The sequence below is a fragment of the Nonomuraea sp. NPDC049309 genome, from assembly GCF_043196965.1.
GTDB lineage: Bacteria > Actinomycetota > Actinomycetes > Streptosporangiales > Streptosporangiaceae > Nonomuraea > Nonomuraea fastidiosa.
In genome coordinates this window covers 615,251-629,459 of sequence record NZ_JBICSH010000004.1, presented here as the reverse complement: position 1 = coordinate 629,459, position 14,209 = coordinate 615,251, and the positions used below count along the sequence as shown (strand labels likewise).

Here is a 14,209-nt window from a genome sequence, read left to right as displayed (position 1 = left end):
CGCCCACACCACCGCCCACGCCACCGCCCCCGCGGGCCGCAACGCACAGCCCGGATTCAGGACTCGGACTGGCGGACCGGGCTGCCCGGCAGGTCCATGGTGGCGATCGCGCCGCCGCCGGGGGCGTTGTCCAGGCGTACGGTGCCGCCCGCCTCGTCCACGGCCTGCTTGACGATCGCGAGACCCAGGCCGGAGCCCGGCAGGCTGCGCGCGGACGGCGAGCGCCAGAACCGTTCGAAGACGTGCGGCAGCTCCTCCTCCGGCAGGCCGGGGCCGTGGTCGCGGACGGTCAGCCGGCCGTCGCGCAGCCGCACCTCGATCCGTCCTCCGGGGCTGAACTTGGCCGCGTTGTCCATGAGGTTGAGCACGGCACGTTCCAGGGCGGAGGCGTTGCCCACGAGGTACCAGGGGCTCAGATCCGTGCGCACGTCGGCGCCGCGCAGCCTGGCCCGCTCGACCGCCGCGGTCACCACCTCGTGCAGCGCCAGCTCGGCGTGCGGCTCGTGGTCGTTGTCGCCCCTGGCGAGCTGGAGCAGGTCGGCGACCAGCGTGGACAGCTCGGCGAACTGCGCCTTGATGTTGACCAGCAGCCGCTCCTTGGCGGCCGGGTCGAGGCTGCGTCCGGTCTGCTCGCTGCGCAGCAGCAGGTCGATGTTCGTGCGCAGGGTGGTGAGCGGCGTGCGCAGCTCGTGACCCGCGTCGGCGACGAGCTGTTTCTGCCGCTCCCTCGACCCGGCCAGCGCCGCCGTCATGGCGTTGAACGACGACGACAGGCGGGCGATCTCGTCGTTGCCGGTGACGGGGATGCGGGTGCCGAGGTCCTCGGTCTGCGCGATGTGCTCGACGGCCTTGGTCAGCTCGCCCACCGGGCGCAGCGCGGCCCGCGAGATGACGAGCCCGGCCCAGGCCGCGCCGATGACGCCGAGCGCGGTGATGCCGGCGAGCATGAGGGCCGAGCGCCGCAGCGTGTTGCTGATCAGCCACATCGGCCTGGCCTCCATCACGGCCACGCCGTCTTCGAAGTTGAGCGCCACCACGCGGACCGGCGTGCCGTCGCTGGTGTATCCGTCGCGGTACACCGGCTCGCACGGCCCGAACGCCTCGGAGTCCTTCTCGTACACCGGCACGATGGGCGGCCCGATCGAGCACGTGCTGCCGTCGGAGCGCAGCAGCGTCGCCATGCCGTCGAACATGCCCTGCGTGCCCTCGGGCGTGCAGTGGCGCTTGAGGTACTCGCGGTCGCTGTCCTTCAGCGACTCCACGATGCTCATGTCGAGGTTGCTGCGCAGCCGCGTCTGCACGATGTAGTAGGACAGGCCCGCGCAGGCCGCGATGGCCACCGCCACGGCCACCGTGACGAGCAGCGTCAGCCGCGTGCGCAGGCTGCCGCGCCGCGACAGCGCGACGAGGCGGGCACGCAGCCCGCCGGCCGCCGCCTTGCTCGCGTTCGCGCTCATGGGGAGTTCCGCAGGACGTACCCCACCCCGCGCACGGTGTGGATCACGCGCGGCTCGCCGCCGGCCTCGGTCTTGCGCCGCAGGTACATGACGTAGACGTCGAGCGAGTTGGAGGTCGGCTCGAAGTCGAAGCCCCACACCTCGCTGAGTATCTGGTCGCGGGTCAGCACCTGGCGGGGGTGGGACAGGAACAGCTCCATGAGCAGGTATTCGGTGCGGGTCAGGTCGAGCCTGCGCTCGCCCCTGGTGACCTCTCTGGTCGCCGGGTCCATGCGCAGGTCGCCGTAGGCGAGCACGTCGCCCTCGGGGGCGCTCGCGCTCAGCGCGCCGCGCCGCAGCAGCGCGCGCACCCGGGCCAGCAGCTCGTCCAGCTCGAACGGCTTGACCAGGTAGTCGTCGGCCCCAGCGTCGAGCCCCGACACCCGGTCGCCGACGGCGTCGCGGGCGGTGAGCATGAGGATGGGCACGTGGTTGCCGGCGGATCGGAGCCTACGGCAGGCGGTGAGCCCGTCGAGCCGCGGCATCATCACGTCGAGCAGCACCGCGTCGTACGCCTCCGCCGCCAGCGCGTCGAGCGCCTGCTGCCCGTCGTCGGCGGTGGCGACCTTGTAGCCCTCGAACTCCAGGCTCGACTGCAGCGCCTCGCGCAGTGCGGGCTCGTCATCGACCACCAAAAGACGTGCGGGCTCACTCATACTTACCAAAGGTAAGACGTCATCATGAGAAGCGGATGAACGATCTCACCTCCGTTTACTGAGGATCACCACGCGACGGGCATGCGCGTGAGGCCGAAGACACCGTTGCCGTACTTCGGCTTCAGCTCCTCCTCGGGCACGGTGACGCGCAGACCGGGCAGGCGGCCGAACAGCGTGCGCAGCGCGATCTCCAGCTCGGCCCGCGCGAGGTTCTGGCCGAGACACTGGTGCACGCCGTAGCCGAAGGCCACGTGGTGGCGGGCGCTGCGCTCGATGTCGAACTCGTCCGGACGCTCGAACGCCCGCTCGTCCCGGTTGGCCGAGGCGCCCAGCACGTACACGCCCTCGCCCTTCCTGATGAGCCGCCCGCCGAGCTCCTGGTCCTCGATGGCGACCCGGTCGAACGCCACGAAGTCGGCGATGGAGTGGTAGCGCAGTAGCTCTTCCACGGCGGCCGGCCAGGCGTCCGGGTTCGCCCGCAGGGCGGCGAGCCGATCGGGGTGGCGCAGCAGGGTGTAGGCGGACAGCGGGATCATGTTCGCCGTCGTCTCGTGGCCGGCGACCAGCAGCAGGAAGGCGACGCCGGTCATCTCCTTGTGGGTGAGCCTGCCGCTGGTGGCCAGCCGGCCCAGCAGGTCGTCCTTGGGGGCGGCCTCGACGCGGGCGATGAGGTCGCCCAGGTAGGACCTGATCTCGGACGTCGCGGCGCGCCTGGTGCCCTCGTCGACGGAGGGGGTCACGATCGTCCGGGTGCGGGACTGGAAGAAGTCGTGGTCGGCGTACGGGACGCCGAGGAGCCGGCAGATGACCAGCGAGGGCAGCGCCAGCCCGTACGCCTCCACCAGCTCGGCCTCGTCGCCCTTGGCCACCATGTCGTCGATCAGCTCGTCGGCGATCCGCTGGATGTCCGGGCGCATCTCCCTGATCCGGCGGACCGTGAACTCGGGGATGAGCAGGCGGCGGTAGCGGGTGTGCTCGGGCGGGTCGTAGTCGATGAAGAAACCGACGCCGAACTCCTGGGCGGCGGCGATCTCCTCGGGCGTCATGTTCGCGGTGTCGAGGGCGTTCGGATGGCCGGGCGTCCTGGGGTCGGTGCTGAAGCCGGAGCCGGAGAGCACCTGCTGGGCCTCGGCATGCCGGGTGACGAGCCACACCTCGCCGCGAGCGGTCTCGGCCTTGACGAGGGGCGCCTGGTCGCGCCAGCCCTTGTACTCGGGAGGCGGAGCGAACGGGCACGTGCGCTGGACAGGGAAGGTTTCCGCCATAGTCTGCTCCGTACATAGCCGGGCCGCATTGCTTACTTACGCGAAAGTAAACAATGCCGGTGGCCGGCCGTCAACAGAGGGAGCGAGATGGCAGGACGGCGAACGGACACACGAGAGCGGATCCAGCAGGTCGCGTTGGAGCTGTTCGCCGAGCGGGGATACGACAAGACCTCGTTGCAGGAGGTGGCGGAGCGGCTGCAGATCACCAGGCCGGCGCTGTACTACCACTTCCGTACGAAGGAGGAGATCCTCGCCGGGGTGATCGAACGGCTGGTGGAGTCGATCGAGGAGCTGGTGGCCTGGGGCCGGGAGCAACCGGCCACCACCGAGGCGCGGCAGGAGATCCTGCGGCGCATCTCCGGGCTGCTGTCGGACCAGTGGCGGCCGCTGTTCAGATTCGCCCAGGTGAACCAGGGCGCGCTGGAGCACCACCCGGGCGGTGATCGCCTGCGGGAGGGCGTGTTCTCCATGGTCTCGCTGCTGTGCGCGCCGGACGAGAGCATGGAGCGGCAGTTCGAGGCCAGGCTGGCGGTCATCGCGGTGATCCTCGCCAACGTGCCCGTCCTGTTCGGCCCGGACGCGGACCTGTCACGGATGAACGAGGTGGCGCTGCGCGTCGCCTCCAAGCTCATCGCCGGCGACCCGGCGGCCCCGGCCGCGCCAGAGCCGCCGGAGGGCTGACGGCCGTTTTAGGCCCGTGAGCCCGGAGGCCGCCGACCGGTCGTTCTCAGCGCGTGAGCAGGGCCATGGCGGCGTTGTGGCCGCCGATGCCGCTGACGCCGCCGCCTCTGCGCGCGGCGGCGCCGCACAGCAGGATGCGCTCGTGCTCGGTCTCGACGCCCCAGCCGCCGGCGTCGCCACCGGTGTCGGCGTCGGCGTACGGCCAGCTCAGGTCGGTGTGGAAGATGTGGCCGCCGGGCAGACCCGCGTCGGCCTCCAGGTCCACGGGCGTCTTGACCTCGACGCACGGGGTGCCGTCGGGGGTGGTGAGCAGGCAGTCCTCGATGGGCTCGGCGAGCACGGAGTCGATGGAGGCGAAGGTGGCCTCGAGCGCCAGCTTGCGCGCCCTCTCCGGGTCCTCGCGGAACAGGCGGGCGGGCATGTGCAGGCCGAACAGCGTCATCGTCTCCGCCCGTCCCCGCAGCTCGGGGCCGATGATCGACGGGTCGGTCAGCGAGTGGCAGTAGACCTCGGCGGGCGGCAGCTCGGGGATCTCGCCCCCGGCCGCCTGCTCGTACGCCCGCGCGAGCTGGTCGCGCCCCTCGTTGATGTGGAACGTCCCGCTGAAGGCCGCACGCGGATCCACCTCGGGATCCTTCAGCCGGGGCAGCCGCGACAGCACCATGTTGACCTTGAGCTGCGCGCCCTCGGGCACGGCCGCGGGCCGTCCCATCACCCGGTCGAGCACCGCGGGCGGCAGGTTGACCAGCACGTGCCCGCCTCGCACCGTGTGCTCGGCCCCGCCTTCGGTGAACGTCACCTCGCCACCCGGGTCGATGCCGACGATCTCCGCGCCCGTCCTGATCTCGGCGCCCGCCCGCCTGGCCGCCGCCTCCAGCGCGCCGGAGACCGCGCCCATGCCGCCGACGGGGACGTTCCAGTCGCCGGTGCCGTCGCCGATCACGTGGTAGAGGAAGCAGCGGTTGGCCAGCAGGTCGGTGTCGGGGTCGGCGAACGTGCCGATGAGCGCGTCGGTGAGCACGACCCCGCGTACGGTGTCGTCGGCGAACCGCTCGGCCACGCTCTGCCCGATCGGCCGCCCGAACAGCTCGCCCCACGCCTCGGGACCGACCATCCGCTCGATCTCGGCCCGCGGGCGCAGCGGCTCCAGCAGGGTGGGCGCCAGCACCCGCGCGACCTCGGCGACCATCCCGTAGAAGCGCCGCCACGCCTCGTGGTCGGCATCGCCGCCCGTCACGTTCCTGAACGAGGCCGCCGTGCGCAGGCCGTCCTCGTTGTCCACCAGCAGGCCGGTCTCGCCCACGGGCGTGTAGGAGGCGTAGCGCCGGCGGCGCAGCTCCAGCTCCAGCCCGAGATCCCGGACGATCTTCGAGGGCAGCAGGCTCACGAGGTAGGAGTAACGCGACAGCCGCACGTCCACGCCGGGGAACGCCTGCGCCGAGATCGCCAGGCCGCCGACGTGCTCGTGCCGCTCCAGCACCAGCACCCGCCGCCCGGCCTGCGCCAGGTACGCCGCCGCCACCAGTCCGTTGTGCCCGCCTCCGGCCACGACCACGTCATACGCACTCATCCTGGCACCATACGACCCGTTCGCCCCCGTGCGCCACGTGCGGGTTCGTGCCTCCGGCGGCCGTGGATCGTCGGGTGGACGGGCGGGCCACGGGGTCGTACGCTGCTCGGTTCGGAACGAATCTCAGCAGAGTCACCGTTCCTCCCCCGCTGGGCCACCACCACATCCAAGGAGCACGAGCCTCACCATGCGCAGCACCACCGACGCCGTCCTGCAGCCGTCCGACGAGGTCGCCGAGGCCCTGGCGAGCGGCGCGCCGGTCGTGGCACTGGAATCCACGATCATCTCCCACGGGCTGCCGCAGCCGCGCAACCTGGAGGTGGCGCGCGAGCTGGAGGCCATCGTCCGCGACGGGGGCGCCGTGCCCGCCACGATCGCGGTGCTCGACGGGGTGCCCCGCATCGGGCTGAACGAGGTGGAGCTCGAGCGCATCGCCACCGAGTCCGGCCTGCGCAAGCTGGGCCAGCGCGACCTGCCCCTGGCGGCGGCACTGAAGGCGAGCGGCGCGACCACCGTGTCGGCCACGTCGTTCCTGGCAGCCCGCGCCGGCATCCGCGTCTTCGCCACCGGCGGCCTGGGCGGCGTGCACCGCCAGTGGACCGAGGACCAGGACGAGTCCGCCGACCTCGACACGCTCGCCCGCACCCGCATCACGGTCGTGTGCGCGGGCGTGAAGTCGATCCTCGACGTGCCGGCCACGCTGCAGCGGCTGGAGACGCGCGGGGTGAGCGTCGCCGGGTTCCGCACCGACACCTTCCCCGGCTTCTACCTCCACTCCTCAGGCCGGCCGGTCGAGTGGCGCATCGAGTCGGCCGAGGAGGCGGCGGCCGTCATGCGCGGCCAGGACGCGCTCGGCGGTCCCGAGACGGCCCTCATCGTCGCCAACCCGGTGCCGGAGGAGCAGCAGCTCGACCCCGAGCTGCACGACCGGGTCCTCGCCGAGGCGCTGGCCGCCGCCGAGCGCGAGGGCGTCAAGGGCCAGGCGATCACCCCGTTCCTGCTCGGCTACCTGGTGGACGGCACCAAGGGCGCCTCGCTCGAGGCCAACCTCGCCGCCGTGCGCGGCAACGCCGCGCTGGCCGCCCGCATCGCCGTGGCCTGGGCGCGACCGTGACCGGTGGCGCCCTCCTGATCGTCGGCGACGTCGTCACCGACGTGGTGGCCAGGCACAGCTCGCCCGTGCGGGCCGGCGCCGACATGGCCGCCGACATCGTGCTGCGTCCCGGCGGCTCCGGCGCCAACACCGCCGCATGGGCCGCCTGCCTGGGCGCCGAGGTGCGCCTGCTGGCCAGGCTCGGCTACGACAGCAGCGAGTGGCACGCCGCCGAGCTGATCAGGACGGGCGTCCGGCCCCACTTCTCCGTCGATCCCGACCACCCCACGGCCGTGGTGATCGCCATGGTGGACAGCAGCGGTGAACGCTCGATGCTCACCAACCGCGGCGCGGGCGGCCTCATCTCCGAGGCCGACTGGGATCCGGCCCTGCTCGACGGCGTCAGCCGCCTGCATCTGTCCGCCTACGTCCTGTTCGCCGAGCCGGGCCTGCGCCTGGCCGCCCGCGCGATGGCCGACGCCGCCGCCGCGGGCGTCCGGATCAGCGTCGATCCCGCCTCATCCGGGCCGCTGCGGGACTTCGGCCCTGAACGTTTCATCCGCGAGACCGCCCCGGCCGATCTCATCCTGCCCAACCTCGACGAGGCGCTCGTGCTGACCGGGGCGGCATCGGCCGAGCGTGCCGCCGTACTCTTGAGTGAGAGATATGGCACAGCGGTCGTGAAGCTCGGCGCCGGAGGGGCTCTGGCCGCGCGAGACGGTGAGGTGGTGGCGACGGCCGAAGGCCGGCCCGCTGACGTCGTCGACTCCACGGGAGCCGGTGACGCCTTCGCCGCGGGATACATCGCCACGACGCTGCGCGGCGCGGGGCCGCGGGCGGCTCTGGAGGCGGGTTGCCGTGCCGGTGCCGAATGTGTGGCCCAGGTGGGCGGCCGTCCACGGTACGGTTTGGATCTGAACCGTCTTTACCCTATTCACACTGATTGATAGCTTGCCGCGTAGGCTGCACCATTAGCCACATGCGTCACGGGCAGCACACGCGGCTCACTGGGGAGGATAAGGTCCGCCGATGGAAGTCGAGTCATCGATCTGCCTGAGCGACCTGGTCCCTGCGCTGCGTTGGAGCCGTCCCCAGCAGGTGGCCGAGGCGTTGGGCGACCCCCGTCTGCCCGCGGGGTGGTGGCACTCCGTACCGCTGCCCAAAGCCCTCGGCATGACCGGGCTCGACTGGATCTGCGAACGCCTCGCCCGGCTCGCCGCGTCCCGCTGGGACCACCTGCCTCTGTCCGACCTGCTGCCCGCGCTGACGGTGCACCACATCGACCCCGCGCTGCCCGGCTGGCCCGACGCCACCCGCACGGCGATCACCGGCCTCGGCGGCTGGCAGCGGCTGCGCCGCCTGTCCCCGAGCGACCTCGGCACGCCCTCGGCCACGCCCGAAGTCGTCATCGGCTCGGTCTTCCGCGAAATCCTCGGCCGCATCCCGGCCCAGGCCGCCGACGCGCCCGCCGCCGCCTCTCCCACGCCCGCCGCATCCGGGCACCCCGAGGTCACCCGGCCGCTCCAGCGCGGCCAGGGCGTCCCGTCGGGCGCGTTCCCCGCGCAGGACGCCCCCTCCGGTCCCGTGCCCGCCGTACCGGGCGATCCCGCCGCGCAGCCCGCCGCGGCGCAGACCGGTCCGTACGCTGCCCAGGGCGACACCGCTGCCGGGCCGGCGCCGGGCGAGGGCGCCGGCGCGCAGAGCGGCCCGCTGCCCCAGCGCCCCGCCGCGGCCGCCTCCGGCGAACAGCAGCGTCCCGGTGCCCTCCCCGAGGGCGCGCCCGGCTCCCGCCAGACCGGCTCCTTCCCCGCGGCCCCCGGTCCCCGCCAGACGGGCTCCTTCCCCGCGGTCTCCGACCCGGCCGGCTCGCGCCAGACCGGCTCCTTCCCGGCCGCCGCCTCCGCCGACGGCCCGTCCGGAGCAGACCCGCGCACCAGCGGCTCCTTCCCCGCCGCCGGTGGAGACCCGCGCACCAGCGGGACGTTCCCCGCCGCGGGCGAAGACTCCCGCACGAGCGGGACGTTCCCCGCCTCGGGCGGCGACCCCCGTACCAGCGGCTCGTTCCCCGCACCGCCCGGGTCGCGGACGACCGGTTCGTTCCCCGCGGCGTCCGACCCCCGGCAGACCGGCTCCTTCCCCGGCGTGCCCGGCGACGGTCAGCGCCGTCCCGACGGCGCACCCGGCCCCCGTCAGACGGGCTCCTTCCCGGCCGTCTCCGACGGCGCGTCCGGCCCGCGCCAGACCGGCTCCTTCCCCGCTGCCGGCGGGAACGGGGCTCCGGGTGCGGGGCAGGGCGGCGGCTCCGGCCTGCCGCAGCGTCCCGTACCAGGCCAGCAGGAACGCCTCCCGCAGCGTCCCGCCCGCCAGGACACCGGCGCTCCGGGCAGCGCGGCGGCCTCCGCGGGCGGCCCGCACACGGGCTCGATCCCCGCCGTCCCCGGCACCGGCGGCCCCGCCAAGCCCGCCTCCAGCCCCGTGCCCAACGACCCCGACCACGCCATGGTCAGGGTCGTGGACAACCTGTTCCGCAACCTCGACAAGCTGGAACTGGCCGTCGCCCAGCACCGGCTCTTCGCCGAGGACCCGGTGAGCCTGCGTACGCTCGCCCACAAGATGCTCGTCGAGCGTGAGGCGCTCTCGCAGGCCCAGCGCACCGCCGAGGAACGCGTCCTGCAGTGGCTGCGCTCCTCCGAGTCCGCGCCGGTCACCGGCCACATGTTCCGGCTGACGGAGTGGCTGGGCGCGGCGGCCACCGAAGAACAGCTCATCGGCGCCGACCCGGCCCACCCGGTGGTCGTCCCGTCGCTGCGCACGCCGCTGTGGCGGGTGCTGGTGACGCTCATGCCCGACCGGCGGCTGCAGGACGGCTGGCTCGTCGTCGGCGACCTGCAGGGCCTGCAGCAGCGTACGCGGCAGCTCCTCGCCTCCGCCCCGCCCGACGCGGACCCCGTCGAGCTGCTGAGCGAACTCGGCATCCGCGCCCACTCCGCCAAGGCGTGGCTCGACGCGCTGCCCCCGGAGAGCGAGAACCGCGGCTCCTCATCCACCCCGGCCCCGCCTCCGGCCCAGCCGCTCCCCCGCAGGACCCCCGGCGCCAACGGCCACCACCACCGAGGCGGCCAGCCCATCCCGCCCGCGGCCGGCTCCATCGACCCGTCCGCCGCGCTCGCCACCCTCTCGGCGCTGTCGGGCGGCCGCTCGCCCGTGCTCTCCGGCGCGCTGGCCGGTCAGCCGCCCACGCCTCCCCCGCCGCCGCCCAGCCCATCGGCCGACCCGCGCCGCTGGCAGCGCATCGAGGTCACCCCCGAGCACCTGCGCGGCGGCCCCGTGCCGGTCCCCGAGCGGTACGCGGCCCAGCTCGGCATGCGCCCCGGCACCCTGCTGTCGGTCACCGGCCCGGGCGACAACGCCATCGTCCTGGTCTGGCAGGGTCAGCAGCCCGTCTTCGACTCGCTCCAGCCGGTGCTCATGCGCCTGAACGCCCGCCCCGGCGACCAGGTCTACGTCACGGTCGACGGCTACCGCCTCGAAGCCCAACTGACCGCCTGACGCGGACCACGCCCCGCCGGGCGGGCATCGCCCTCACCGGTTCCGCACCACTCCACCCCGCGAACCGGCCGCACCCGCACCGGGACCGCTTCATCTCTGCCACGGGCACCAATCGCACCCGCGCCGGAGGCCGCTTCACGCCCACCATGCAGACCGGCCGCGCACGCGCTGGAGCAGGCAAGACCCCACCCCTCCACCGGCCGGCGCCCCGCCTCACCGGCCCGGCGCCCCGCCTCACCGGCCGGCGCCCCGCCTCATCAGCCGACGCCCCACCTCACCGCCTCACCGGCCCGGCGCCCTGCCTCACCGGCCGACCGGCCCCCGGGTCTCGGTCGTCCGGCCTTCCGCGCGCACCTGCTGGGGCGGCCGCGGCCCCGCCGGGGCGAAGCGGCTGATCCCTGGGCTCGGCGCCATGGTCGCGACGCGGCGACGACGAGCCAGACCGAGACCCGCGACGGCCACAGCGCCGGGCGCGACAGCTCCCCGGCCCGGACGGGCACGTTCATCGATGAGCTGAGCGCCCTGAGCAGCCCCAAGCTGAGCCCTTCGCGGGCGAACCCCGAGCCGCACATCGCCCCGGGCAACGCCCAAGCCGCACACCACCCCTCAGGCAACGCTCGAACCGAGCACCGCCCCAAGCCACACCACCCACCGAGCAACGCCCAACCCGAGCACCGCCCCAAGCCACACCACCCACCGAGCAACGCCCGAGCCGAGCGACGCCCCCAAGCCGCACATCGCCCCCGAGCGACCCCGGGACCGAGCCTCTCGGGGGCGGTCAGTTGAAGAGGCCGAGGCGGTGGGCGGTGGCGGCGGCTTCGCCTCGGGTGGCGACGCCGAGCTTGGCCAGGATGTTGGAGACGTGCACGCTCACCGTCTTGACCGAGATGACCAGCTCCTCCGCGATCTCGCGGTTGCTGCGACCGTTCGTCACCTCCCGCAGCACCTCCAGCTCGCGGGCGGTCAGCCCCAGCGGCTGGCGCTCGCCGCCGTCGTCCGGCCCGCCGATCCTGGCGCGCCTGCCGAGCACGTCGAGCTTTTCGAGCAGCGGCGCAGCGCCCAGATCGCGGGCCAGCGCACGGGCCCGATCGACGTGGGCGGCGACCTTCTGCCGGTCGCCGCAGGCGAGCGCCGCCTGACCGGCCGCCAGCCGGCACTGCGCCTCCGCGTACGGCTGCCGCAGCGCCACCCACGCCTCCACCGCCTGCTCGCAGGCCGCGAGCTGCCAGGCGGCCGGGTCGACGTCGTCGTCCAGCGGCTTCTCCGGGCCGGTGAGCGCGGTGAAGGTGAGCCGGTGCGCCTCCTGCAGCCGCCCCTCGACACCCAGCTCGTGCCCGAGCGCCCGCAGCCTCGGCAGCAGCGCCAGCGCCTGCCCGGCGAGCGCGGCGCCGCTCGCCGCCCCATCGGCGGCGGTCTCGTAGTCGGCGGCGTCCTCGCCCGCGAGTGACCCGGCGGCACCGCCGTCCGAGCCTCCGGCGGCGTACCCGCTGACCAGGCCGGCGGTCCCCAGCCCGGCGATCGCCTCGAGGAAGCGCGGGGTGGGCACCGCCGCGCGGACGAGCTCGCCGAACATGGTCAGCACCGGCCAGGCGTAGCGCGGGCTGGTGCGCAGGCCGCGTTCGTCCAGGGCCCGCGCTGCCTCCGTGAGGGCCTCCCCGAGCCGGCCGCGGACGGCGAGCAGCCGCACCTCCCTGCACAGGTGCGGCAGCACGGACTGCTCGCGGTGGGCGCCGCCGCGCAGCACCTTGCGGGCGAGGTCGAGCAGCCGGTCGGCCCGGTCGTGCTCGCCGCGGGCGAGCGCGATGTCGGTGGCCAGGCCCTGCAGGCTGGCGGCGTACGGGGCGGGCGGCGCGAGGTCGAGGGCGTGCTCGATGACCTGGAGCGCTTCGTCCCACCGCCCGAGCGACACCAGCGGCTCGGCCAGGTTGATCGACAGGAAGGTGCCGGCGGTGCGGGCCAGGCCGTAGTGTGCGGCCTCGTCGATGCCCTCCCTGGCGACCCGGGCGGCCTCCTCGTGGCGCCCCGCGCCCTCCAGCGTGTCGGACTCGCTGATGGCGCAGCGCATGAGCGCGCCGTAGGCGTCGCCGCGCCTGGCGATGCGCCGGGCCTCGGCGAACGCCTCGAGCTGCGGCTCCATTGCGGAGTAGTCGGCCAGCGCCCAGCTGAGGTCGATGATGGCGTGGGCCTCGATGGTGGCGTCGCCCAGGGAGTGGCCGATGTCCCTGGCGAGCCGGGCCGTGGCGGCGCGCTCGGCGACGTTTTCCGGGCCGTGGAGCATGCGGGCCAGCGACTCGAGCACCTTGCCGCGCAGGCGGGGCCGGTCGTCGGGCACGAGCTCGGCGGCCCTGCGCAGGTCGTCGAGGAAGCCGGGGCGGCCGAGGTCGTAGCGGGCGTGGCCGCGCTGGCGCAGCAGGGTGACGGCCCTGACGGGGTCGGCTTCGAGCCCGGGGTCGCGGGCGAGGTCGTCGAGCGCGGCGCCGGCCAGGGCGATGGCGCGTTCGAACTCGCCGGCGAGGTGGGCGACGACGGCGGTCTGCCTGAGCACGTCGAGCCGGTCGGCGCCGATGCGCTCGGCCGCGTCGGGCACCTGATCCCACAGCTCGAGCACCCGGGAGAGCATGCGGAGCTGCTCGTCGTAGGCGGTGGACTTGCGGGCGGCGGCCGCGGCGCGCCAGGCGCTGACGAGCGCCCAGGTGGAGTCGTGGGCGAGGTGCCAGTGGTGCGCCAGCTCGATCGCACCGCGCGGGGCGGGCAGGATCGACAGGTCGCGCTCCAGCGCCTCGGCGTAGCGGGTGTGCAGGCGGATGCGCTCGCCGGGCAGCAGGTCGTCGTGGAGCGCCTCGCGGATGAGGGCGTGGCGGAAGGCGTAGCCCTCGCCGTCGACGACCAGGACGTTGCCCGCGACGGCCGGCCGCAGCGCGCGCGACAGTGCGGCGTCGTCGAGCCCCGCCACGGCGCTGAGCAGGGCGTGCTCGATGCGCTGCCCGCCGGCGCTGGCCACCCGCAGCAGGTCCTGCGTCTCGCCGGGCAGCCGCTCGACGGCCGCGAGCAGCAGGTCGCGCAGCGACTCCGGCAGCGACTCGCCCGCGCCCGACTCGGTGAGCAGCGCCTCGGCGAACAGCGGGTTGCCCTCGCTGCGGGCGTAGATGAGGTCCATGTCGGCCTGGGACGGCTCGCGCTCCAGCATGCCGGCGGCCAGCGCGGCGGTCTCCTTGCGGGTGAGCCTGCCCAGCTCGACCCTGCTCACCCACTCGACCCTGCCCAGCTCGGCGAGCAGCGGCCGCAGCGGGTGGGCGCGGTGGAGCTCGTCGGTGCGGTACGTCACCACCAGCAGCACGCGGGCGGCCGTGCGCTGGTAGCGGACCAGGAACGTCAGCAGGTCGCGGGTGGAGCGGTCGGCCCAGTGGGCGTCTTCGACGACGAGGACGACGGGGCGCTCCTCCGCCAGGCGTTCGAGCAGGCCGAGAACCTCCTCGAACAGCCGCGCCCGGGCCTCGGCGCCCTCTTTGCCCGGCTCGCCGAACTCCGGCAGCAGCCTGGCGAGACCCCGTGTGCTGCCGCCGGGCACCAGCGCGGCGACGGCGTCGCGGCCCAGCTCGCGGACCAGCCGCCGCAGCACGGCGGTGAACGGCGCGAACGGCAGGCCCTCCGTGCCCAGCTCCAGGCAGCCGCCGACGAGCACCAGCGCGTCGCCGGCTCGTCGGCCGATGAACTCGTTGATGAGACGGGTCTTACCGGCCCCCGCCTCGCCGCCGACGAGCACGGTGGCCGGCATGCCGGCGCGCGCCCTGTCCAGAGCGTCGCCGAGCGCGGCGAGCTCGCGGGAACGCCCGACGAACAGCGGGCTCACGGCGTGGATGCTCATCACGCCCTCAGCATGCCATCCTGTGGCGACAGAA

General features: G+C 74.2%; 9 protein-coding genes. 4 read left to right on the top strand and 5 right to left on the bottom strand.

Annotated features, from left to right (window positions below):
• Positions 1-56 precede the first annotated feature (56 nt).
• The 3 genes from ACGFIM_RS27900 to ACGFIM_RS27890 form a co-directional block, all read right to left on the bottom strand.
• Positions 57-1,457 (bottom strand): sensor histidine kinase, encoded by a 1,401-nt coding sequence (locus tag ACGFIM_RS27900; RefSeq protein ID WP_393205587.1) that lies wholly within the window; start codon positions 1,455-1,457, stop codon positions 57-59.
• A complete protein-coding gene (locus tag ACGFIM_RS27895; RefSeq protein ID WP_393205584.1) occupies positions 1,454-2,152 on the bottom strand; it encodes a response regulator transcription factor in 699 nt (232 codons plus the stop codon). The genes ACGFIM_RS27900 and ACGFIM_RS27895 overlap by 4 nt, the downstream gene beginning before the upstream one ends.
• Before the next feature lie 65 nt (positions 2,153-2,217).
• The gene (locus ACGFIM_RS27890; RefSeq protein WP_393205581.1) at positions 2,218-3,417 is read right to left on the bottom strand and encodes a cytochrome P450; all 1,200 of its coding nucleotides are present in this window, start codon (positions 3,415-3,417) and stop codon (positions 2,218-2,220) included.
• A gap of 87 nt (positions 3,418-3,504) precedes the next feature.
• On the opposite strand from ACGFIM_RS27890, the gene ACGFIM_RS27885 reads away from it, so the two are divergent.
• Positions 3,505-4,098 carry a TetR/AcrR family transcriptional regulator gene (locus tag ACGFIM_RS27885; RefSeq protein WP_393205578.1) on the top strand — a complete coding sequence of 198 codons (594 nt, stop codon included), beginning with the start codon at positions 3,505-3,507 and terminating at the stop codon, positions 4,096-4,098.
• Between the two features lie 46 nt (positions 4,099-4,144).
• Here the strand turns inward: ACGFIM_RS27885 and ACGFIM_RS27880 are convergent, their stop codons facing one another.
• The gene (locus ACGFIM_RS27880; RefSeq protein ID WP_393205575.1) at positions 4,145-5,668 is read right to left on the bottom strand and encodes a phytoene desaturase family protein; all 1,524 of its coding nucleotides are present in this window, start codon (positions 5,666-5,668) and stop codon (positions 4,145-4,147) included.
• Between the two features lie 187 nt (positions 5,669-5,855).
• On the opposite strand from ACGFIM_RS27880, the gene ACGFIM_RS27875 reads away from it, so the two are divergent.
• From ACGFIM_RS27875 to ACGFIM_RS27865, 3 genes are all read left to right on the top strand, one after another.
• A complete protein-coding gene (locus tag ACGFIM_RS27875; protein ID WP_393205573.1) occupies positions 5,856-6,782 on the top strand; it encodes a pseudouridine-5'-phosphate glycosidase in 927 nt (308 codons plus the stop codon).
• Positions 6,779-7,708: a carbohydrate kinase family protein gene (locus ACGFIM_RS27870; RefSeq protein WP_393205570.1), complete on the top strand. Its 930-nt coding sequence runs from the start codon at positions 6,779-6,781 to the stop codon at positions 7,706-7,708. The genes ACGFIM_RS27875 and ACGFIM_RS27870 overlap by 4 nt, the downstream gene beginning before the upstream one ends.
• 82 nt (positions 7,709-7,790) lie before the next feature.
• Entirely contained in the window at positions 7,791-10,310 is a 2,520-nt protein-coding gene (locus ACGFIM_RS27865) for a hypothetical protein (RefSeq protein WP_393205567.1), read from the top strand.
• 778 nt (positions 10,311-11,088) lie between these two features.
• Here ACGFIM_RS27865 and ACGFIM_RS27860 read toward each other — a convergent pair.
• Positions 11,089-14,175: an AAA family ATPase gene (locus tag ACGFIM_RS27860; RefSeq protein ID WP_393205924.1), complete on the bottom strand. Its 3,087-nt coding sequence runs from the start codon at positions 14,173-14,175 to the stop codon at positions 11,089-11,091.
• Positions 14,176-14,209: the final 34 nt, after the last annotated feature.

Bases quoted from the DNA above. Each gene is read 5' to 3' on its own strand.
- ACGFIM_RS27880 (WP_393205575.1), bottom strand. From the start codon at position 5,668: ATGAGTGCGTATGACGTGGTCGTGGCCGGAGGCGGGCACAACGGACTG.
- ACGFIM_RS27885 (WP_393205578.1), top strand. From the start codon at position 3,505: ATGGCAGGACGGCGAACGGACACACGAGAGCGGATCCAGCAGGTCGCG.
- ACGFIM_RS27895 (WP_393205584.1), bottom strand. From the start codon at position 2,152: ATGAGTGAGCCCGCACGTCTTTTGGTGGTCGATGACGAGCCCGCACTG.
- ACGFIM_RS27860 (WP_393205924.1), bottom strand. From the start codon at position 14,175: ATGAGCATCCACGCCGTGAGCCCGCTGTTCGTCGGGCGTTCCCGCGAG.
- ACGFIM_RS27875 (WP_393205573.1), top strand. From the start codon at position 5,856: ATGCGCAGCACCACCGACGCCGTCCTGCAGCCGTCCGACGAGGTCGCC.
- ACGFIM_RS27890 (WP_393205581.1), bottom strand. From the start codon at position 3,417: ATGGCGGAAACCTTCCCTGTCCAGCGCACGTGCCCGTTCGCTCCGCCT.
- ACGFIM_RS27865 (WP_393205567.1), top strand. From the start codon at position 7,791: ATGGAAGTCGAGTCATCGATCTGCCTGAGCGACCTGGTCCCTGCGCTG.
- ACGFIM_RS27900 (WP_393205587.1), bottom strand. From the start codon at position 1,457: ATGAGCGCGAACGCGAGCAAGGCGGCGGCCGGCGGGCTGCGTGCCCGC.